The organism is Enterococcus sp. LJL99, from assembly GCF_054871725.1.
Genome location: NZ_JBTXLT010000001.1, coordinates 155,355 through 177,784 on the forward strand (window position 1 = coordinate 155,355; position 22,430 = coordinate 177,784).

A 22,430-nucleotide genomic window follows, 5' to 3' on the forward strand; every position below is an offset into this window, starting at 1 on the left:
GTACCTATTTTTTTGCTGTACTTATTCTAACATACCGAACATATTTTCGCTAGTTTTAGAATTAGCAAAAAATAAATTACCGCCTCAAAAAATTATATGACCAAAAAGACTATTATTACAAACATAAAATACTTAAACAATTGTTTTTATCAGAAAATAATTATTTCAAACAACTAAATATAACAATTAATAAAATAAAAACTATCAAAAGTAACATTAATAGATAAAAACTGTAATATACTATGAAAAAGATGATAAAAACCATGGCAAAAAAAGATTGATAGATAAAAACAACTGTAGTATGATAAAAAATATAATATAAATATTTTTTTATTCAGTTTCTCTTATATAATAGACGACAGACTGACATAAAAGAAAAATATTATAAAAAAAAGGATATGAAAAAGAAGGAGAAAAGATATGAAAAACAAAAAAATCATTAGTGCAACGGTCATTGCATTATTGGCACCTACATTGCTAAACTGCCAAGTAGCTCTAGCTGAAGCAACTAACACTCAAGAAGCAGTTGCTACTCCAGAAGTTACTGCTGTTTCTGAAACTGATGAAACAACAGCTAGCTCAAAAGAGGAAGTTGTGGTACCTGAAACATCTGAAAGCGAAGCAACAACAGAAAGCTCTGTGCCTACAGCACCATCTGAAACACAAGATTCTGAAACCGCTACATCTGATAGCACACCACAAGCAAATGAAGCTGGAAAAGATGCTGCAGCTACTAAAGATATTACTGTTTTAGATCCTGAAGTTGGAGATGTTGTTATTAATGTTTTACCTACATTATCTGTACCAAAAGGTTCTTCATTCAACGCAATGGATGGCGTTTCTGCCTATGATAATGTAAACAAAAAAGATGTAACCGGTGATGTTAAATACACTATCCAATACCAAAACGGGCCTACATCATTTATTACTGTTCCAACTGTGGATACCAACACAGAAGGGAGTTACTGGATTACTTATAAGGTTTCAACTGACAAAGGTACTGCTGAAGTTACTCGTTGGGTAATGGTCGTTGCTGAAAACGTTGGAATGTACTCTGTTTCAGTTCCCAATTTAACTTTACCAAAAAATGCTGATCTTGCTGCTGCAATTGAAAGCAACGCTGTAGTAAAAGATGCATATGGAAAAATTATTCCTTCTGCTGATGCTGAACTTTTCATTGGAGGTCAATATTCAACAAGTGAAGTTGGAACATTTACTGTAGAAGTTGGTATTTTATCTTCAGAATATAACACAGTAACTACAACTAGCACTACTGTTACAATCGTTGATCCAGTGAAAATCAATGCTGCAGATAAAGAAATTTTTGTTGGCGATAGTTTTGATGCCGCTAACTATGCAACAGCGACTGGTTTAGACGGAAGTGGAAACACTGTTACTTTACCAGCACAACTTGTTTCTGGCAACGTAGATACCACTACTCCTGGAACCTACACTTTAGAATATAAAGCAGAAGATAGTTTTGGAAATACTGCAACTAAAACAGTTACAATCACTGTTTCTGAAAAACCTGTAGCTAAAGCATCTGTTACTGCTGAAGATAAAGTAATGTATGTTGGCGATAAATTAACTACAGATATGGTTATGGATTGGGCTACTTTCGAAAACATCGAAGGCTACGAATATGGATTCGAAGTTGTTGGTGAAGGTATCCAAATTACTGAATTTGGAAGTAAATTAGTTGAACCTGGCACACACAAAATTAGATACTACGCTACTAACGGTAAAGATACTGTAGAAACATTTATTACATTAACTGTTTTAGCTTCAAGAGGTGGAGATGGAACTGGTACTGATAATAATGAAGATAATAATGCTGCAGGAACTGTGACACCAACTGATAATAACAACAATACTAAAAAAGAACCTGTAAAAGAAATCAAAAAGAAAACTGAAAAACAATTACCTGAAACAGGTGCTCAAGAAAGTAGCATGATGTTAACATCTATCGGTTTGACTTTGATTGCTAGTGTTTACTTCATGAAAAAACGTAAAGAAAACGAATTTGATTTGTATTAATCAATCCACTTTACTTTTATAACTAGTTAAGTTAGTAAATGATTATTCAATTTCTAATTTACTAAACCGCACAATTTATTTTGTGCGGTTTTTAGTTCCTTCTTAAATCAAATCATTTAATTAATTAAATCGAACCTAATCTCCACCACCTACATGTTATATATTCTCACATAGAATGTGATATTTTTACTTTTTTTTACGTTTAGAAAGATTAAACACTTGTATTCCAATCCTTTTTTATTTTATAATTATTAAATATGCTTATATATCTAAGGAGGTATTTAATGAAAAAGAAACAGTTATTACTTAGTTTACTATTTATGGTGGTAGGTTTTCTAACTATTGTTAGTGGAACATCAGCTAATGCTGAAGAAAAAACATATACGATTGGTACAGATTTGACCTTTGCCCCTTTTGAATTTCAAAATGCTGATGATGAATATGTTGGGATTGATATCGATTTATTAAATGCCATTGCTAAAGATCAAGGATTTAAAGTAGATTTAAAACCTTTAGGCTTTGATAGTGCAATTCAAGCGGTTCAATCAAATCAAATTGATGGTATGATTGCAGGAATGAGTATTACAGACGAACGAAAGAAATCGTTCGACTTCTCTGAGCCATACTTTGATAGTGGTTTACAAATGGCTGTGAAAAAAGGCAATGATACAATCAAATCCTATCAAGACTTAAAAGGAAAAACAGTTGCTGCAAAAGTGGGAACTGAGAGTGCAACGTTCCTAGAAGATCATCAAAAAGAATATGATTACAAAATCAAAAACTTTGATGATGCAACTGGACTTTATCAAGCACTCCAAAATAATGAAGCAGATGCCATTTTTGATGATTATCCTGTTCTTGGTTACGCGATTACCAATGGACAAAAATTAGAATTAATTGGTGAAAAAGAAACAGGAAGTTCCTACGGATTCGCCGTAAAAAAAGGACAAAATCCTGAATTGATTGAGAAATTCAATGCTGGTCTAGCTGATTTGAAAAAATCAGGTGCCTATGATGAAATTATTGATACGTACATTTCAAGTGGGACTGATTTAGACACTGATGATTCTCCAATGAAAAAAATCGAACCTAAAAAAGATAAATATGTCATTGCTAGTGACTCCACATTCGCCCCTTTTGAATTTCAAAATGCTGATGGCGAATACGTAGGAATCGATGTTGATTTAGCGAAACGAATTGCTGAATTACAAGGCTTTAATGTTGATTTTAAATTTATCGGCTTTAGTTCTGCCGTACAAGCAGTGGAATCTGGCCAAGCCGATGCAATGATTGCTGGTATGACTATTACTGACGAACGTAAAAAATCCTTTGATTTCTCTGATCCTTATTTTAATAGCGGCATTCAAATCGCTGTAAAAAAAGGCAATGATAAAATTGAATCTTATGAAGATCTAAAAGGACAAAAAGTTGGTGCAAAAATCGGTACAGAAAGTGCTGAATTTTTAGAAGACAATAAAGATACATATGGTTATTCAATAAAATATTTAGATTCTACAGATGCACTATACAGCGCCTTAGAAATTGGTGAAATTACAGCAATGATGGATGACTACCCTGTTATCGGTTATGGCGTTGCTCAAAATCAACCTCTAGCGACTCCAATTCCCAAAGAATCTGGTGGTTCATATGGTTTTGCTGTGAAAAAAGGACAAAATCCTGAATTGATTGAAATGTTCAATGAAGGGTTGAAAGAATTAAAACGAACTGGTGAATACGATGAAATCGTAGGAACATATATTCAAGAAGCAAAAGCACCAGAAACTAAAGCAGACGAATCTACTTTGACTGGAATGCTTAAAAATAACTGGCAACGATTATTGAGTGGATTATGGATGACGATTCAATTAACGCTAATTTCATTTATTCTTGCGTTAATCGTCGGTGTGGTCCTTGGCCTATTCAGTGTTTCTCCAGCCAAACCACTACGTGTTATTGCAACAATTTATGTAGATATTATTCGCGGAATTCCTTTGATGGTATTAGCCTTCTTTATTTATTTTGGTTTACCAGGTCTGCTAGGTTTCAATATCCCAGTCTTTATTGCAGGAATCATCACATTGACTTTAAATGCCAGTGCTTATATTTCTGAAATCTTCCGTGGCGGAATTAAAGCTGTACCCGTTGGTCAAATGGAAGCTTCAAGAAGTTTAGGTCTTTCTTATAATCGAACCATGCAAAAAATCATTTTACCGCAAGCTGTTAAAATCATGATTCCATCCTTCGTCAATCAATTTGTTATTTCATTAAAGGATACAACTATTCTTTCTGCTATCGGATTGATTGAGCTACTACAAACAGGGAAAATCATTGTCGCACGTAGTTTACAAAGTACGTTGGTTTACTTTGTAATTGCCATGATGTATTTGATTTTAATTACTGCTTTGACAAAATTAGCGAAAGTCTTAGAAAAGAAGGTGAAATAAATGACTGAAAAAATTCTAGTAGAAAATCTCGTTAAAAAATATGGTGATCATACCGTTTTAAATAATATTAATGTTTCTATCCAAGAAGGTGATGTCGTTTGTGTTATTGGCCCTTCTGGATCAGGTAAAAGTACGTTTCTACGCTGTTTAAATCAATTAGAAGAAGCAACCAGCGGTGATATTATTATCGATGGCGCAAACTTAACGGATAAAAACACAGACATCAATAAAGTTCGGCAACATATTGGGATGGTATTTCAACATTTCAACTTATTCCCACATTTATCTATCTTGGAAAATATTACTTTAGCACCGACTGATTTAGGTCGTTTATCTAAAAAAGAAGCGGAAGCAAAAGCATTGAGTCTTTTAAAAACAGTTGGTTTAGCTGATAAAAAAGATCAGTATCCAGAATCATTATCTGGTGGTCAGAAACAGCGTGTAGCGATTGCTCGTGCGTTAGCCATGAATCCAGATATTATGTTATTCGACGAACCAACTTCTGCGCTTGATCCTGAGATGGTGGGTGATGTTCTAAACGTCATGAAGGATTTGGCCGAGCAAGGAATGACCATGGTGATTGTTACACACGAAATGGGATTTGCTAAAGAGGTAGCCAACCGAGTAATGTTTATCGATGGCGGAAATTTCCTAGAAGACGGTACTCCCGAACAAATTTTTGGTAATCCACAAAATGAGCGAACTAAAGACTTCCTAAACAAAGTATTGAATATTTGATTCCTATTTTTAAATCATCTTAATAAAAAACGAGTGGGACAATAGTCAGAAAAAATCTGATTATTACTCCACTCGTTTTTTGTATTATTGAATAATTGGACTAATGGATTCTTCAACTGAAATTGCTTCAGTTCCGTAACGTTCTCCAAGGACATATTTTGCCATATGTACGGTTCGATCACTCATTCTTTCAAGATTAGCGGCGGTATCTATAAATAGTACCCCGTCAGCGGCTCTTCCGATTCCGCTGTTCATAATCGAAATATATTTTTTACGAAGCATTTTTACCATCGAATCGATTTCCACTTCACGCTCTAAGATATGTTGAGCAAGTGCATGATCATTCTTTTCAAAAGACTCCAAAGAAGCTTCAATACTTTTTAATACTTTATCAAATAACTGAATTAAATCCTCATCATGCAAAATCAGCTCATTTCTTGAAGAAACTTTCCCAGTTTTCTTATCTTTTATTTTCTGTTTTTTCTCAAGGTGAATCGCTTCATTTAGATTTAAAATAATATTACTACAATGATCGCCGATTCGTTCTAAATCTTTTGTTAATTCTAATAGCATCGTTTGTTCATGACTTTCTGAAATCGAAAGTTCAGTCGCAGATAACTGTACTAAATATTCTGTTAAACGATTATCTATATCGTTAATCGCGCTCTCATATTGATTTGCATTTTCCTTATCGACACTTTCCTGATTTTCATAATATCGTTTTGCCGATTCGAAAGAGCCTACCACATACTCGCCCATTTGCAATAATTCAAACTTTGCTTGATTTAAGGCCAAAACTGGTGAATTTTGTATAATTGATTCATTTAGATTGGACGGCTTAAATTCAATCGTGCTATCGTTTCCAGGAATTATTTTTCGCACAAATAACTCGATTTTATCAATAAACCAAAATTGGATACATAAATTGGATAAGTTAAACAATCCGTGAGCAAAAGCAATCTGCATTGACGGATTCAAATTCAAGCGATTAGAAAGACCAACTACAACGAGTGTAAAAGGAGAAAGTAATAGCGTAAAAATAGTCGCTCCGACTAGATTGAAAACAACATGAGAAGCCGCAGCTCTTTTAGCAGTCACACTAGCTCCTAAAGCCGCGATAACTGCGGTGATTGTCGTACCAATATTATCACCAAACAAAATCGGTAATACTGCGTTGATTGCTAAACTTCCTTGGCTATAAAGCTGCTGTAAAATACCGATTGTCGCACTAGAGCTTTGCAAAATCATCGTCAAAATCGTTCCGATTCCAACACCCAAAATTGGAAAGTTTGAAACATCCACCATTAGCTTAGAAAATTGAGGCAGTTCGCTTAGTGGTGCCATGCCCGTTCCCATCAAATTTAAGCCATAAAATAAACACCCAAAGCCAAATAGAATTTGTCCTATACTGTTGACCTTTTCTTTATTTGAGAAAAATAATAGCAATGATCCAATCCCTATAATCGGCAACGAGTACGAGCTTAAATTGAAGCCAATAATAAAAGCGGTCACAGTTGTCCCAACATTGGCGCCCATAATCACGCCAATCGCTTGCCGTAAAGACATAAAACCAACACTTACTAACCCTACCGTTAATACAGTTGTTCCTGAACTACTTTGAATGATAGCGGTTACAACCAAACCAGCCAAAACTGATCTCAAAGGAGTCGAAGTAAACGTATTTAGAATATCCCTTAGAGAATCCCCCGCAGATTTCTGTAATCCGTCCCCCATATACTTCATCCCAAATAAAAATATTCCCAAACCACCTAAAAAAGGAAATAATATTTCTTGATAAGCCAAAAACCGTTCCTCCTTAAAATTAACTCTAATTAAAGAGTACATAAAAAACTTCTGAATGTAAACCAAAAATACGAATAGTATAATAAATTCAGTCATTTTAAATAAAAAACAAACAGAAAAAGAGAGTGGGACAATTTGTCGGCTCTCCACTTTCTTTATTTTTAAAATCGAACAAACGGCGTAAAACAATCAACTAGTTAATCCAATAGCAAACCTAACAATGAGAGCAAATAGCTCACTTTCTTACAAAACAAGCCAAAATTATTGAAAAATACAGGGAATGAACTGATGTTGCACAATACTTATTCGGTTCTCGGAGCTAGCTAGCCGCTTTTGACCAATCTCCTCTTATAGCTTATTTATTTATGATTATGCCTTTAAAAAATAAGTTTGGACATATTGATCCAATGTCTTCATGGCGGCTACAATATCTTCTGCTGACAGTGTCATAGGCATTTGTTGTAAACTATCGCCTTTAGCTAAGGCTTGATTTCCAATTTCTAACAAGGTTACATCGGAAACTTCTGCTAACCCTATTTCTTCTAACGTTGTCGGTAAACCTAAGCCTTGATAAAATGCGATATATTTATCTAGTATTTCTTGTGGCTGATTTTCTAAAACCAATTGCGTTAATGTTCCAAAAGCAACCTTTTCTCCATGCGTTAATTGATGAACGGTTCCTTGAACGGCAGAGAACCCATTATGAATCGCATGAGCTGCTGCTAACCCAGCACTTTCAAAACCAATACCACTTAATAACGTATTCGCCTCTATTACTGCTTCTAATGCTTCTGTAACCACTTTAGCTCGATTCGCTTCAACAGCTTGTAAGCCGTAAGTAAAAATGATTTCCTCGCATTTTTCCGCCATTAATTGAGCAGCTATTGTCGGTTGTTTCCCTAATACATTTTGACCATTCTTTTGCTTCACTGCTCGCGCTTCGATTGTCGTGGCCAAAGCATCTGCCATACCGGATATTAAGAACCGAACAGGCGCTTTGGCAACTACTTCTGTATCGACTAAAACTAATTCTGGATTATGCTCATAAAAACTATATTCTTTAAAGCGACCATCCGCTTCATAAAGTACTGAAATAGATGATGTAGGTGCATCGGTGGAAGCCGTCGTCGGAATGATTGCAACAGGAAGTTTTAATTCATTCGCTAATGCTTTGCCTGTATCAATCAATTTTCCACCACCTAAAGCAAGAATCACCTCTATGTCTTCTTCTTCAATCCTAATCATGATTCGTTGAATTTCCGCTTCTGTCGTTTCACCATTAAACCGTTCATTAATCATGTTCATTCCTTGATCAAGCAAACGTTCATAAAAAGAACGCCCCACTAGTTCCCAAACAAATTCATCTGTGAGTAATAATGCTTTTGTACCTAATTGCTTAATGTAGGGAATCCCACTCTTGAGCAGCCCTTTTCCTTGAACATATTTCGAAGGACTTACAAATAATTTTTCCATTTTTCCACCTCATTTATCTAACAGTGTGTCATACATTTCACTGTTTTTCAATCCTTCTTTTTATCTCATCGATTATTTTGCAAAGTAGTTGTCAATTCATCTTGCTTACGGTAAATTTAATGTTAGCGTAAAATTTTTTTGATTGAGGTGTTTCACTTGAAAAAGGTAATCCATTTTTTTACACAGGATTTATTATTTACTCTTTCTTTACTAATTGCTATAATCAGCTGTTTTTTCGGTTCTCCTTCCATCCAATCAATAGATTTCAAAGTAATTTTTTGTTTATTCGGTTTAATGTTACTTTTACAAAATATTGAACAATTAGGAATTTTAACCTATTTATCAGAAAAATTGATTGTACGTTCTACGACAACCAGACAATTGATTCGCAATATTACTTTTCTTTCTTTTGTTAGCTCAATGTTTGTAACCAATGATGTCGCTATTTTAACATTTATGCCGATTTATTTAACAACTGTAAAAAAAATAAACTTGCCTAATAAATCGACCGGTGCCGTCCTTTTAATCGTTGCTGCAAACTTAGGAAGTGCATTCTTTCCTTTTGGCAATCCGCAAAACTTATTTTTATTTTCTTATTACTCGATGTCTCTGATTACTTTTTTTGAATGGTCCATCGTTCTTTTAGTGATTTCTTTACTGTTTTTATCGATTACTTGTTTCTTAATCCCCCAAAAAAGATTAGCCGATTTTTCGATGACTGATCAACCATTAAATAAAAAGAAAACACTCTTTTTAAGTATTTTAGGTTTATTCATCCTTTCTAGTGTGGTAGATTTTCTTCCTTATTGGCTAGTTGTTCCAAGCGCCTTTTTACTTCTACTAGTTTATGATTCTTCCAGTATTAAAAAGGTTGATTATCGTTTACTAGGAACATTCATCTTCTTTTTCATTGCAATCGGTGACTTTTCACAATTTGCGCCTTTAGCGAATCTGATTCGTCAACAATTTACAACAGCTACTCACACTTTTTTTGGTAGTATTCTTTTAAGCCAATTTATCAGCAATGTGCCTGCTGCGATTTTAATTGCTCGTTTTACGAATCATGTCAAAGCCTTGTTTTGGGGTGTTAATATTGGTGGTTTAGGAACACTTATCGCTTCTCTCGCAAATTTGATTGGTTATAAAATTTATAAAAAATATGAGCCTCGTAAAGCAAAAGCTTTTATGATACGTTTTACTTGGATTAATGGACTATTATTGATTGGATTTATTAGTATTTTTTATTTTCTTTTATAAAAAGATGAGAGCGAAACAGCCAAATTTATGGTTGTCTCACTCTCTTTTTTTAGTACTAGTTAAGTAACGCTAATCTTGTTTCAACGTCTTCTCGACTCAGATTATTTTTCAAAATATAACGATTTGCTTCATGATGGCGACATTCAGAAGAACATGCCCCTAAATACTTCGCTTCATTTTCTTCTGAAGCTAAAATTTGTTTATTGCAGAACGGATTTGAACAATTGATATATCTTTCACACGGTGTTCCGTCAAACCAATCTTTACCGATAATGTTCTTATCAACATGATTAATTTCAACGCTGATTCGTTCATCAAACACGTACATCTTTCCATCCCATAATTCCCCTTGAACTTCTGGATCTTTACCATAAGCTGCGATTCCACCATGTAATTGCGCAACGTCTTGAAACCCTTCTTTGATTAGCCAACCAGAGAATTTTTCACAACGAATGCCACCCGTACAATAGGTTACTACCTTTTTATCCATAAATTGCTCTCTATTCTCACGAATCCATTGTGGTAATTCACGAAAATTTCGAATATCTGGACGAACCGCATTTCTGAAATGACCTAAATCATATTCGTAGTCATTGCGAGCATCAATTACAACGGTTTCTTCATCCAATAAAGCTTCCCTAAATTCTTTAGGTTCTAAATATTTTCCCGTTACTTCTAAAGGATTGACATCTTTTTCAAGATTCAATGAAACTAATTCCTTTCTTGGACGGACAAACATTTTATGAAAAGCATTTTCACTTACTTCATCGATTTTAAAGTACGTATCCTTAAAACGCTCGTCGGCAAGCATTACTTCCATATATTGATCCGTTTCAGCTGTCGTTCCAGAAAGGGTGCCATTAATTCCTTCCGTTGCTACCAAAATCCGACCTTTTAAGTGTAACGACTGACAAAAAGCTAAATGCTCCTTAGCAAATTCCTCAGGGTTTTCAATTGGCGTATATTTATAATAAAGCAGTACACGATAATCCATTTTTCTAGCTCCTTTTCTATTGATTCAAAAATCATTATATAGAAAAGAAAAAAGGAAAAGCGACTTATTTGCTTGTGTTCTTCCACACAAAAGGAAAATAAGTCGCTTTTACTAATTAAATTGAAGCGTATCTGAACATGATACGGTTAATTCGTTTTGCAATTTGGCTTGTGTCTCTATCTTTTTTAGATACTCTTTAGTTATTCTGCTGTATCTTGTCCCGAAACTGCAAAGTAATTCTCATCGTTGTCGGCAAAATTGAAAACTAAACCTGACGGTAATTGGACCATTTCTCCCACACGAACACCAGCTGCTTGCATTTTCTTATATAAACTGAAAATGTCATCACTGTGGAACATTAAAGACGGTGTATTTCCTGCCACTTCTGGCGAATGTTGTTGAATAAATGCTAGTTCGTACAACACAATTAGCGTGTCAGCTGTTTCTGTTGGTGCGATTTCAACTACTAACGTTCCATCTACCGCTGCTCTTTCAACTTCTACAAATCCTATTTTTTGCCAAAATTGGCTTGATTCCTCGACATTATTGACATATAACATGATTTTCACTTGATTGTTAAACATTTGTTTGCTCCTTTTCTATGATGATTCTGTTTTCATCGATGATTTCTGTTCTATTATATACTTTCTATTTTAGCTTATGTTATGATTTATGAAAATAATTAACTATTGGAGAGGAAAAAATATGAAATTAACTGTTTTGGTCGATAATAATACCTACATTGATCGCTATTTTCATGGGGAACCAGCTTTATCATTTTTTATTGAAGATAACGGGACACAACTATTATTTGATACTGGTTATAGTGATTGTTTTATAACAAATGCACAAAAACTAGAAATTGATTTAAGTAAAATAGAAAAAATCGTTTTATCTCATGGTCATAACGACCACACTGGTGGCTTAGCTTATCTTGCTAATCTATTTGACGAGGAAAAACCAGCAATAGTTGCTCATCCAGACACTTTTTTAGCCAAACAAGCAGAAGAAGGTGATATTGGTGCTAGCCGATTAAAGCAAGAGTTATCAGAAAACTATCTTTTTTCTTTAGTGAAAGAACCTGTTCAGTTAACCGAAAAGCTATTATTTTTAGGGGAGATTCCCCAACTAGTTTCATTCGAACCACGAAAACAAGTAGGAGAAACTAAAAAAAATGGCTCTTTCGTCCCAGATTTTGTTTTAGATGATTCAGCTCTTGTTTATCAAGGAATCGATGGACTGTACATTATCACAGGTTGTTCTCATGGTGGTATCTGCAATATTTGTGAATACGCGAAGCAAGTCACAGGTATCGATAAAATTATCACTGTTATTGGTGGTTTTCATCTATTTGAAGAAGATGATCAATTGGTACAAACTGTTGACTATTTCAAAAAGCAAAAACTAGAAAAACTGTATCCCTCTCATTGTGTTTCTTTCAAAGCCAAAGCTTTTATACATCACCAAATTCCAATTGAAGAAGTTGGTGTTGGTTTAGTCTTAGATTGGCAATAAAAAAAGACGGAAGTAACTTTTCTAAAATAAGAGAAGTCCTTCCGTCTATTTTTTATTTACGCGTTTGCTTCGACTACTTGAGAATCATCATTTAAGATATCTCGGTCTAATTCATTGATTCTGTCGCTAGTAACGATTCCTGCCACCATACTATCACTTACATTGATTGCAGTTCTAGCCATATCAATTAAAGGTTCTACAGAAATCACCAATCCTACAATCGCTACTGGCAAATTCATAGCACCTAAAACGATTAAAGAAGCAAAGGTAGCTCCCCCACCGACTCCTGCTACACCAAAAGAACTGATTGTCACAATTGCTACTAACATAATAATAAACTCTAAACTAAACACATCGATTCCCGCTTGTGGTGCAACAATTGTCGCCAACATTGCCGGGTAAACACCCGCACAACCATTTTGTCCAATTGAAAGACCAAAACTAGCTGCAAAATTAGCTGTAGCATCATCAACACCTAAAGCTTTTGTTTGTGTTTCAATATTTAAAGGTAAGGCTCCAGCACTTGAACGAGAGGTAAAAGCAAAGCTTAATACAGGAAAGGCTTTTTTCAAGTAATTTAATGGATTTACTTTGACAATCGTCAAGATAAGCAAGTGTACTAATAAAACAACAATTAAAGCGGTATAAGAGGCAATCACAAATTTACCTAAATTTAAAATCGCTTCGAAATCACTTGTAGCAACAACATTGGTCATCAAGGCTAAGACCCCATATGGTGTCAAACGAAGAACCAAGGTCACGATACGCATGGTAATTTTATATAAACTATCAATTAAATTAGCAAAAAAATCGGCTTCTTTTGGCGATTTTTTCTTCACTCCTAAAAAGGCCACGCCTACAAATACAGCAAAGACGACGACTCCAATCGTACTTGTTGCACGTGTTCCTGCAAAGTCAGCAAAAACATTTCGCGGAATAAACGATAAAATTTGTTGCGGAATTGATAAATTTTCAACTGTTTCTTGTCTTGTTACCAATTCAGCGATTCGGGCAGTTTCACTGGCTCCTTCAGTAAATTTAGCGCCTTGTAAATTAAAAACTAGAATTGAACCGATTCCGATTAAAGCGGAAATCGCTGTTGTTCCCAATAATGTTGCCAATACAGTAAAACTGATTTTTCCTAATTGTTTTGTTTCTTTCATTTTGGTAAATGCACCCACAATTGAAACGAAAACTAACGGAATTACTAACATTTGAAGCAATGCCACATAGCCATTACCGACTAAGTTAATCCATTCCATTGATTGGGTTGTCACCTTATCTTGGGTTCCGAACGCAAATTGAATAATTGCTCCTAACAAAATCCCTACAGCTAATGCCGTAAATACGCGGGTAGAAAATTTTAAGTGTTTCGCTTGCATCCGATAAAATACATAAAGTACGGCTACAAAAGCAAGGACCACTAATACAGTGATGAATGTTGTCATTTTTTCTCCTCCTATAATTTTAATGACAAGTACATCAGAGGAAGTAAAGGTTCCCGGAAACTATTCTCCAATAATTTCCCTAAAAAAAAATTTTTTCTAGTGATAAATATATTATACACAAGTCTATTTCAAGTTACTTACTATTGAGCTTATTTGTCGATAAAAAAAAGAATTGGTGATAACTAAAAGCTATCGCCAACTCTTTGTGATTTAGGCTCTATACTTTTTGATGTTGGTGAGAAATCACTGGCATCTTTTTTTATACAAAATACTAGAAAAGACACCTTGATATCCTTTAGAATTAAGTCGACTAAAACCATTAAAAAGGAGGAATTCAAGATGTCCTATACAAATCTTATCAAAGATATCTTAGATATTCTAGATTTAAACATTACTTTTTCTGAAAATTCTTTTAAAAAAGAGCTCATTAATGGAAGAATTTGTCAGGTGTTTTCTGGTACATTAGATTATTCAGCTCATTGCTGTCCTCACTGTGGTGAGGATAAAAAGGAGAAAATCATCCGTTGGGGCTACACTACCTGTCTTATCCTGATGAATGATGTGTCTGAATATCAAACTTATTTACCCCTGAAGAAACGCCGTTTCTTCTGTCATTCTTGTAACAGAACATTTGTCGCAAAAACAAGTCTCGTTGAAAAATGTTGTTCAATTTCAGCTAAAGTGAAGTTGTCCATTGCTGACCGGCTCAAAAGCGTCACTTCTATGAGTGAAATTGCACGTCAAAAAAAGGTCTCTGTTTCCTCTGTCTATCGTGTGTTGAAACGATTTTATGAACCGAAAAAAATCAATCGACTTATCTTACCTGAAGTGCTTTGTTTTGATGAATTCAGCTCCGTGAAGCACGTCGTCGCTTCCATGAGTTTCATTATGATGGATGGGAAAACAAAGCAATTAATTGATGTCGTTGAAAACCGACAGTTACCTTTTTTAGAACGCTATTTTTCACGCTTTTCTTTAGCTGTTCGTGAACGTGTGAAGTACATTGTTTGTGATATGTATGCCCCTTACTTTTCCTTAGTTAAGAAGTTATTCCCAAAAACTCAGATTATTCTTGATCGATTTCATATTGTTCAACACATTGGACGGGCGTTCTTAAAACACCGCATCCAACGAATGAACACCTTTCTTCATCATGGAACTGCAGAGGCAAAAAAATATCGTCATCTGAAAAAATATTGGAAATTACTTCAAAAGAATCATTCAACACTAGATTTTGAAAAGCGTCTTTGGCGACCTTCTTTTCGTACCTATTTAACCGAAACGGAACTCATTGATCGTTTACTTTCCTACGATGAGGAACTAAAAGCTAGCTATACCTGTTATCAAGACTTTCTTTATGCTATCCAAACAAGAGATTATACGAGGTTTCATGCTTTATTAGAACAAGATTTCTCGATGTTGCCAAAGTATTATCAAACGACCATTGATACCTTTAAAATGCTTCAAACTGAAATTAAAAATGCTCTGGAATTGCCTTATTCTAATGGATCGTTGGAATGCTTGAACAACCATATTAAAGTGTTAAAGAGAAATGCCTATGGATTTCGTAACTTTTACAATTTTAAATTGAGAATTACTATATGCTTTGGCTCTGTTCTTTTAAAACCAAATAGAAAATCCTAGAGGCTTTTTCCTCTAGGATTCATTAATACTGATTTAATTCTTGGATTTTCTTCACCAACATTAGTTGACAAAGAGCCGTGATTTAATTATTCAGGTGTTCCTGATTGAAAATTCAATTGAACGCCTGGTTTATCCAAAGCAATCTCAGTAATTTCATACGCCATACGTTGAACAATACTAAATAATGGACTAACCAACTCATCCACTTCTTCTTGTGCAATGTCTTCTTGATTTTCGATTTTACGATTAATGATATGATTTACTTGGCTTACTGAGCCACTCAATACATATTCTTCAAACACTAAACGAAACTCTAAACGAGCCGCAATAATTGAATTTTCTTTGGGATAATTTTCATCTGCTGATTCTATTGGTGCAAAACCAACTCTTAAATCGGTCTTCAACTCGTCATCTTGCATACGCATATCATAATGAAATTTTTCTACAACTTCTTGTTGACGCTTTATTTCCATAGTATATCAATCTCCTTAAAATTTAATGCTGTTATTTTTCACTAATTATTTTGAATTTAAAAATAACAGTTCTCCTTTTTTTAAGTATAACATACTCTTAGTTTCCAGACACCTTCAATTAAAAAAATCTAGTTTTTGAATGAATGAATCGGCGCTGGGATTCTTCCACCACGTAAAATAAAGTCTGTCGAGCCATAGTCATTTACTTTCATAACAGGCGCCCGACCAAGTAAACCACCGAATTCAACCATATCACCAACCACCGTTCCTTTTGCAGGAATAATTCGTACCGCAGTTGTTTTATGATTGATAACACCAATCGCTGCTTCGTCAGCAATCATCGCAGAAATCGTTTCGGCAGAGGTTTCACCAGGAATTGCAATCATATCCAATCCAACCGAACAAATCGCTGTCATTGCTTCTAATTTTTCTAAATTCAATGCACCATTATTAACCGCATCAATCATTCCCGCATCTTCTGAAACAGGGATAAATGCTCCTGAAAGTCCACCTACGTGATTACAGGCCATCACGCCACCTTTTTTGACCGCATCATTCAATAAAGCCAAAGCGGCTGTTGTACCATGTGTGCCAACGCTCTCTAGACCCATTTCTTCTAAAATATAAGCAACACTATCGCCAACAGCTGGTGTCGGTGCCAATGAAAGATCGACAATCCCAAACGGTACATTTAATCGTTCAGAAGCGATTCGACCTACTAATTGACCCATCCGCGTGATTTTAAAGGCTGTTTGTTTCACAACTTCAGCAACCACATCAAACGGTTCTCCTTTAACTTTTTCCAACGCTCGTTTAACAACACCAGGTCCACTCACACCAACATTAATTACACAATCCGCTTCTCCTACACCATGAAAGGCACCAGCCATAAATGGATTATCCTCAACCGCATTTGCAAAAACAACTAATTTCGCACAGCCCATATCTGATTTTTCTGCCGTTTCTTTAATAACATACCCCATATGACGAACTGCATCCATATTGATTCCCGCACGAGTTGAGCCAATATTAACTGACGAACAAACAAAATTAGTTTCAGCTAATGCTTGCGGGATTGAGTTAATCAAAATATCATCGCCATACTGATAGCCTTTTTCGACTAACGCACTAAACCCTCCGATAAAATTAACACCGACAGTCTGCGCGGCACGATCAAGTGCTTTAGCATATTTAACATAATCTTTGTCTGGACAAGCCGCTGCAATAATCCCAATTGGTGTCACTGAGATTCGCTTGTTAATAATTGGAATCCCATATTCAGATTCTATCTCTTCGCCAACTTTAACTAAATTTTTAGCCAGTCGAGTAATCTTATCATATATTTTTTGACACGCTTTATCACTGTCACTATCGATACAGTCTAATAATGAAATACCCATAGTAATGGTTCGAATATCCAGATTTTCTTCTTCAATCATGCGAATCGTTTCTAAAATTTGATTTGTTTCCAATGAAATCATGCTCCTTTTCTTTGTAATAAATTTATAAAATTATTTTTTTGGAGCTATGGCTACAACTTATGCATTACATCAAAAATTTCTTCATTTTGGATACTGATAGTCACATTTAAAACTTCGCCAAGTTTATTTAATTCAGCTCTTACTTCATCAAAATTGATTGTTGCTTTTGGTAGTTCTAGCATCATCATCATCGTGAAATAGTCATCCATGATTGTTTGAGAAACATCAATAATATTGATATTTAGTTCTGATAATTTTGTGCTAACTCCCGCAATAATACCAACCTTATCTTTCCCAATAACTGTTAATACAGCTCTCATACTTATTCCTCCTAAATTGTTTTTCCTATTATAGCATAATCTGTGCATTTTTTAACATAATTTCTAAAATACTGTTAACTCAACGTTTATAAGAAGTTAGTTTTACTTTTTTTCAAGAGATTCCTGTGCTCAAAATTAATTATTTGCGTAGTAGCATAGATAATAAAAAGTAGCAATTTCTTTTAATTAATTTTTTGAATCACTAGCTATTTTTAACGTCTAAATTTATGCTTATTTATAGTAAAAAGTGATCAATCATGAAAGTACCGAAAAATCTAAAAGTTTCTTACTCGTTATTGAATGCTAATTCTACTTAGTATTTTAAATTTTCGTAGTTTGCCGTTTATTACGATACGTCCGAAAAATGAAGTAATTCAATGAAGTATTGTACCTAATTGATTCTTGAAGTTAAAGACTATCCTAACCTTGTTACTGCTCTTTAAGATAGTCTCGTTTTAGCAAGTAATAATAGTTCATATCTCTATATTCATCATACATTACTCTTTCTTCTTTTTGTGTTCCAACAAAAGTAAATCCACTCTTTAAAGCTACTTTATTACTAGATATATTTTCAACATCTGCAACAATTGTTAATCGATTCAAATTTAAGTTTATGAAAGCATGGTCACACAATTTTTTAACTACTTTAGAAATAATTCCTTGGTTTTTATATGTTGAATGAATCCAATAACCAATTTCAGCTTGTTTAGAAGTTAAATCAATTCCATGAAAATCTGTACAACCAATTAATTGATCATTTATAGCTATAAGAAAAAGGGCATCTGTCTGTTTGGCGATTCCTTCCAATTTCATTTTAAAATAACTTTCTTGACTCGTATAATCTACTGAAGCATCAACAAAATCTAAAAATGGTCTAAGGTGATCTCTATCCGAATCGATTAGCTTATGTAATTCTTTTGCCATTCTAATTTCGGGATAAACAAGGTATAATTCATCTTCAATATGCATCTTAAAATAGTTTTTATCCATCCTACTCAGCTCCTCTATAAATCACTTTGAATGTTTCAAAAACAACTAACGAATCTTCATCAAATTTTACTTCTTTATTTTCTTGGTACGAGCTTGTAAAAAATGCTATATGTACGTCACGCCAATATTCTAGTGACTTGTCACCCTCTCCTTCGGTAACAGCATGTTGCTCCGTAATTCCACTAAATTTTAGAACCTCAATTTCAGTATTTTTAATGAGTCATACTGGATTCCCTTTCCCATCTATAATTACATTCAAATCGTCCACTTGAGGGATTCTTTCATTTTCTAACTCATAAAGTTGATACAAACTCGTAGTCCCGCATTTTTCACCACTAAAGACTAATTTTGCCAGGTCATTCGCCATTTCTTCTTTTCTTCCAAAGGCATAAAAATCAACTTCTTTATTGGTATACTCAGGATTTTTTTCTTTAAACTTTGCTATATATAGTTCTATCTGATTCATATTTTTACTCCTTATTTCTGGTAACTTAATTATATTAGTAAAGCTTAGACGAGTGGAGCCAAAAGTAGCTACTATGCGATGCTTGATTATAACAATGAGATTGGGCAAACAGCTACTTGAAGGCTTCAGAAATAATCCGATATTAGTGTAAAACACCATGAATGAAACAAGTTGATGATGTAGAATCTTTAGTTGCTTACTAAAATTTGAAAAATATCCTTAAAAAGAATTCCGTAAATCATTTCTTTCATCTTGTTTTTTTATCTTAAAGTAAATGGTATAAATAATTCAATAACTTAATCCCCATAAATATTAAAGCAATTAAGTCTAAAAAATGCCAATTAATTGAGAAAAAACTTCTTAGTAGCATTGAAGCAATCATAATTAAGATGCCAATAAATGCGAACTTAACCTCTTCTATTCTTTCAATCACCTTTTTATTTCTCTTTTTTAGCGTTCCTACGTTTGGATTCCTCTAGTATTTAAAAAAATGCCATTCCATAAAAATAGTTTAAAAAAATGCTTTTATTAAACGATTTACTAAAAAATCAGTTTTCTATTTCGGTTACTGTATTCCTATAATTTTTTATAATATTTAGTGCCTCTTATTGTTTGATTTACAACATAACTAATAAAAAAAAGAATTGGTACGATAACTATACTTACAGAAGCTACTTGGCTTCCAACTCTATTAGTTAATAAAATAAAAACGATAAGCGTTTCTATTATCATAAATACTCCTGTAGCAACCATCGTTTTACTTGCATGTTTTCCCAATGCCTTTTCATCAATCTTTTCTCTTTTTTCTTTCGGGAGATCGTTATAACCAGCTATCCACATTAACCATTTCCCACTTTTAAGCTGATAACTAATAATAAAACTCATCAATGCAATACTTAGCATTAAAATTAAAATAATCATGTTTACAATCATTTCATAGCACCTTCTCATTTTTTCATTTCCTGCTTAAAGCTGATTTTATCAACTTTTTTCTTAAGCTGTTCTTCATCATATAAACGCATCAGCCGATAAACTTCACCTTCGATATTATATTTCATTTGCTTATTATAATTTAAATTTGTTAATGCTAATTCTACGTACTGCAAAACAACTTCCTGATCCATCTGCTTATCCTTCTCACTTATTAGTTTTTGACAATAAATCTCTTATACTCATTTTTTTGAGAGCAATCTATTTCAATTTTAGAACCATCCAATTTTCATTATAATAGTCATTTTTAAACTTTAGTGCATTTTTTTTATACCCCAAATTTTCAAAACCAAACTCAGTATATAATTTTATAACTGCTCGATTCGTTGAATTTAACGTTAAATTCACCTGTTCTAAACCCTCAATTGCTTTTAAATAAGAAATTGTATCACCTAAAATTTTTTCCCAATACCATTTTTCTGGAACCTAGAATCCACGTAAACTCCAAAAATAGTTCCTTTATGATTTGTCTTTATTCCTGTATCCCTTTTAAACGTTAAAAATTCCTACTAATTTTTCGTCTAAAAATGTACCTATAGTAAATACATAATCCTTTTGTTGGAGTTTTTCTTTTAATTCTAATAAAGTAACTTTTTTTTCTAAATCATAAGTAGATCCAAAAGCTGTTGGAAATTCCTTTAGAGCCTGTAAACGAAGTGTTTGATATTTTGAGGCGTCTTCTTGAGTTAAATTTCTACTCTTCATACTTTGACTCCTATCGGTCTTTTTTAATAAGCGTTTCTAATTCACTAACCACTACTTTATACTTATCCGAATTTTCTATTTCAAGTTGTTCAAGTTCTTTATAAGGATTCCAAACTCTATTCTTTTTCATAAACATTTTGTAATTTGTAAAAATTGCTACTACAATCAGAATAATCCCAAAACAAATTAACCATATTTTTTTAGATACCAGTATTCCTCCTAGAATAAGCGTATAGTACAAAATATTAACAAACTCTTCTTTTATAAATGCTTTAAAACTTTTATTCACTCTATGTATCTCCTTTAATGTTTTACTTTAAATCTAAAATTCCTCTTTTGAAACTAAATCTGTTTTTTCTGGTTTAAGAACTAAAACAGCTACTATGATACTAAGATTTTTATTCATTTTGTACCAACCAATCATTTGTCAGAATTCACTTTTTTCATTGTATCTTTTCCTAGTAATAAATAACTTAGAAAATATTTATCTCTTTTTAAGATTTCAACGCATTGTAAAACTTTTTATTGCATATGTTGGAATCTCTAGAAATTTTATAACAGTTTCACATCCAACTCCTATCATAGTGAATGTAACAAAAACAAATTTACTTTCTTCTGAATTTAATGATTCAATAACCGTACCAAGTACTTCTCATTATTATCTCCATAAATATTTTTTTACCCTATTCCCAAACCTTGCAAACTACTTCTAGAATACTTATTTCGAGGTTGGGACAAAAGCGGTTAGCTCTGAGAACCAAGTAGGTATGATACATCATCGAATCACTACGTTCTTCGTGATTTATCGCAATAAGAAGGAATTTCCGAAAATGACAAGAAACACGAAAAGTTTCCTTTCGCTGTTGAATGATTTCTACTTGGTGTTCTTCAAATTTTTGGTAACCGAGTGGGTATTGTGCAACATCAGCTCATTTCATTCGCTGTTTTTTACAACTATTTCGGCTTATTTCTGAAACCTTCAATTCTTAGAGCTTTAGCTCTTAGAAATTGTTGTGATCGAAGCGCAGCGTAGTAGCTACTTTTGCACCACCGTTTATCAGGTCATAAAACAATTGCTTAGAATTGAGCAATTGGACAAACCGTTCTTCGCAATGAATGATGGTCAGGAAATTGCCGATATTCTGGTTGTTTTACGCCGTTTGTTCGGTTTTAAAGGATAAAACAAAAGTGGTTTTCACTTTTGTCTCAGCCACAACTCTTTGCTAGGGATGTATTCAATTACTTATTTCCATAAAATAATTTTACCACAGATAATTTCATTAATAACAAGTTATTATGGATATTTATTTGTTAGAAAAAAATATCAGGTGAAAATCATTTAACATCGAATAGAAATGTTTCTTATCACTTTCATGCATTGTCGCATATTGAGATACACTCAAGAACGAAATGATTCAATGAGATATTGTAACTACTTAATTATTGAAGATAAATATTGATGTTCAAAGCTCTCTTCTACTTACTTTTCGATTTCTATTAATTCAAAATATTAAGAATTATTAATATACATACAGCCAACTGAAAATGAAGCTAAAAAAAATACTGTTGTTGAAGGAACTATTACAGAAACAGCTATCTTCTTCAAAAATGAGAGAGTCATTTTCAGGAGTTACAAAACAAAAAGAGGAAGT

At 33.6% G+C, this 22,430-nt stretch carries 23 protein-coding genes; 6 read left to right on the forward strand and 17 right to left on the reverse strand.

The features are described from left to right. Positions 1 to 420: 420 nt before the first annotated feature. The 3 genes from ACYSNW_RS00720 to ACYSNW_RS00730 all read left to right on the forward strand — a co-directional run bounded on the left by ACYSNW_RS00720 (position 421) and on the right by ACYSNW_RS00730 (position 5,219). Positions 421 to 2,037, forward strand: coding sequence for an immunoglobulin-like domain-containing protein (locus ACYSNW_RS00720; protein ID WP_461742369.1), 1,617 nt, complete (start codon positions 421 to 423; stop codon positions 2,035 to 2,037). A 284-nt stretch (positions 2,038 to 2,321) separates the two neighbouring features. Further along, entirely contained in the window at positions 2,322 to 4,481 is a 2,160-nt protein-coding gene (locus tag ACYSNW_RS00725) for an amino acid ABC transporter substrate-binding protein/permease (protein WP_461742370.1), read from the forward strand. Continuing rightward, positions 4,482 to 5,219, forward strand: coding sequence for an amino acid ABC transporter ATP-binding protein (locus ACYSNW_RS00730; RefSeq protein WP_461742371.1), 738 nt, complete (start codon positions 4,482 to 4,484; stop codon positions 5,217 to 5,219). It abuts the gene before it with no gap. 84 nt (positions 5,220 to 5,303) lie between these two features. Here the strand turns inward: ACYSNW_RS00730 and ACYSNW_RS00735 are convergent, their stop codons facing one another. Together ACYSNW_RS00735 and ACYSNW_RS00740 are read right to left on the reverse strand one after the other, a co-directional pair. Then, positions 5,304 to 7,022: a Na/Pi cotransporter family protein gene (locus ACYSNW_RS00735; RefSeq protein ID WP_461742372.1), complete on the reverse strand. Its 1,719-nt coding sequence runs from the start codon at positions 7,020 to 7,022 to the stop codon at positions 5,304 to 5,306. 369 nt (positions 7,023 to 7,391) lie between these two features. Continuing rightward, on the reverse strand, positions 7,392 to 8,495 hold the full coding sequence (locus tag ACYSNW_RS00740) for a glycerol dehydrogenase (RefSeq protein ID WP_461742373.1): 1,104 nt from the start codon (positions 8,493 to 8,495) through the stop codon (positions 7,392 to 7,394). Positions 8,496 to 8,642: 147 nt separating this feature from the next. On the opposite strand from ACYSNW_RS00740, the gene ACYSNW_RS00745 reads away from it, so the two are divergent. Further along, positions 8,643 to 9,752, forward strand: coding sequence for an SLC13 family permease (locus ACYSNW_RS00745; RefSeq protein ID WP_461742985.1), 1,110 nt, complete (start codon positions 8,643 to 8,645; stop codon positions 9,750 to 9,752). Positions 9,753 to 9,807: 55 nt separating this feature from the next. Here ACYSNW_RS00745 and trhO read toward each other — a convergent pair whose 3' ends face one another. Both trhO and ACYSNW_RS00755 read right to left on the reverse strand, forming a co-directional pair. Next, positions 9,808 to 10,746, reverse strand: a complete 939-nt coding sequence (trhO, locus tag ACYSNW_RS00750; protein ID WP_461742375.1) for an oxygen-dependent tRNA uridine(34) hydroxylase TrhO — start codon at positions 10,744 to 10,746, stop codon at positions 9,808 to 9,810. A 200-nt stretch (positions 10,747 to 10,946) separates the two neighbouring features. After that, a complete protein-coding gene (locus tag ACYSNW_RS00755) occupies positions 10,947 to 11,330 on the reverse strand; it encodes a VOC family protein (protein WP_461742377.1) in 384 nt (127 codons plus the stop codon). A gap of 121 nt (positions 11,331 to 11,451) precedes the next feature. Between ACYSNW_RS00755 and ACYSNW_RS00760 the strand changes: the two genes are divergently transcribed. Continuing rightward, on the forward strand, positions 11,452 to 12,261 hold the full coding sequence (locus ACYSNW_RS00760) for an MBL fold metallo-hydrolase (protein ID WP_461742378.1): 810 nt from the start codon (positions 11,452 to 11,454) through the stop codon (positions 12,259 to 12,261). A gap of 56 nt (positions 12,262 to 12,317) precedes the next feature. On the opposite strand, the gene ACYSNW_RS00765 is transcribed toward ACYSNW_RS00760, so the two are convergent. Continuing rightward, complete coding sequence (locus ACYSNW_RS00765) at positions 12,318 to 13,709, reverse strand: L-cystine transporter (RefSeq protein ID WP_461742380.1); 1,392 nt, start codon at positions 13,707 to 13,709, stop codon at positions 12,318 to 12,320. Positions 13,710 to 14,048: 339 nt separating this feature from the next. On the opposite strand from ACYSNW_RS00765, the gene ACYSNW_RS00770 reads away from it, so the two are divergent. Further along, on the forward strand, positions 14,049 to 15,353 hold the full coding sequence (locus ACYSNW_RS00770; RefSeq protein ID WP_461742381.1) for an ISL3 family transposase: 1,305 nt from the start codon (positions 14,049 to 14,051) through the stop codon (positions 15,351 to 15,353). Between the two features lie 86 nt (positions 15,354 to 15,439). On the opposite strand, the gene ACYSNW_RS00775 is transcribed toward ACYSNW_RS00770, so the two are convergent. The 12 genes from ACYSNW_RS00775 to ACYSNW_RS00830 all read right to left on the reverse strand — a co-directional run bounded on the left by ACYSNW_RS00775 (position 15,440) and on the right by ACYSNW_RS00830 (position 21,067). After that, complete coding sequence (locus ACYSNW_RS00775; RefSeq protein WP_461742383.1) at positions 15,440 to 15,826, reverse strand: DUF1149 family protein; 387 nt, start codon at positions 15,824 to 15,826, stop codon at positions 15,440 to 15,442. A 128-nt stretch (positions 15,827 to 15,954) separates the two neighbouring features. Then, a complete protein-coding gene (locus ACYSNW_RS00780; RefSeq protein ID WP_461742385.1) occupies positions 15,955 to 17,298 on the reverse strand; it encodes a DUF711 family protein in 1,344 nt (447 codons plus the stop codon). A 59-nt stretch (positions 17,299 to 17,357) separates the two neighbouring features. Next, entirely contained in the window at positions 17,358 to 17,627 is a 270-nt protein-coding gene (locus tag ACYSNW_RS00785; RefSeq protein ID WP_461742387.1) for an ACT domain-containing protein, read from the reverse strand. Positions 17,628 to 18,056: 429 nt separating this feature from the next. Beyond that, positions 18,057 to 18,617 (reverse strand): GNAT family N-acetyltransferase, encoded by a 561-nt coding sequence (locus ACYSNW_RS00790; RefSeq protein WP_461742389.1) that lies wholly within the window; start codon positions 18,615 to 18,617, stop codon positions 18,057 to 18,059. 1 nt (position 18,618) lies between these two features. Further along, complete coding sequence (locus tag ACYSNW_RS00795; protein WP_461742986.1) at positions 18,619 to 18,834, reverse strand: ASCH domain-containing protein; 216 nt, start codon at positions 18,832 to 18,834, stop codon at positions 18,619 to 18,621. 3 nt (positions 18,835 to 18,837) lie between these two features. Next, positions 18,838 to 19,083, reverse strand: a complete 246-nt coding sequence (locus tag ACYSNW_RS00800) for an ASCH domain-containing protein (RefSeq protein ID WP_461742390.1) — start codon at positions 19,081 to 19,083, stop codon at positions 18,838 to 18,840. Positions 19,084 to 19,348: 265 nt separating this feature from the next. Beyond that, positions 19,349 to 19,516 (reverse strand): hypothetical protein, encoded by a 168-nt coding sequence (locus tag ACYSNW_RS00805; protein WP_461742392.1) that lies wholly within the window; start codon positions 19,514 to 19,516, stop codon positions 19,349 to 19,351. A 143-nt stretch (positions 19,517 to 19,659) separates the two neighbouring features. Further along, positions 19,660 to 20,016 carry a DUF3784 domain-containing protein gene (locus ACYSNW_RS00810; protein ID WP_461742394.1) on the reverse strand — a complete coding sequence of 119 codons (357 nt, stop codon included), beginning with the start codon at positions 20,014 to 20,016 and terminating at the stop codon, positions 19,660 to 19,662. Positions 20,017 to 20,030: 14 nt separating this feature from the next. After that, the gene (locus ACYSNW_RS00815) at positions 20,031 to 20,207 is read right to left on the reverse strand and encodes a hypothetical protein (RefSeq protein WP_461742396.1); all 177 of its coding nucleotides are present in this window, start codon (positions 20,205 to 20,207) and stop codon (positions 20,031 to 20,033) included. Between the two features lie 67 nt (positions 20,208 to 20,274). Then, positions 20,275 to 20,472, reverse strand: coding sequence for a GNAT family N-acetyltransferase (locus ACYSNW_RS00820; RefSeq protein WP_461742987.1), 198 nt, complete (start codon positions 20,470 to 20,472; stop codon positions 20,275 to 20,277). Positions 20,473 to 20,562: 90 nt separating this feature from the next. After that, entirely contained in the window at positions 20,563 to 20,778 is a 216-nt protein-coding gene (locus tag ACYSNW_RS00825; RefSeq protein WP_461742398.1) for a hypothetical protein, read from the reverse strand. A 10-nt stretch (positions 20,779 to 20,788) separates the two neighbouring features. Further along, positions 20,789 to 21,067: a hypothetical protein gene (locus ACYSNW_RS00830; RefSeq protein ID WP_461742400.1), complete on the reverse strand. Its 279-nt coding sequence runs from the start codon at positions 21,065 to 21,067 to the stop codon at positions 20,789 to 20,791. Positions 21,068 to 22,430 lie beyond the last annotated feature (1,363 nt).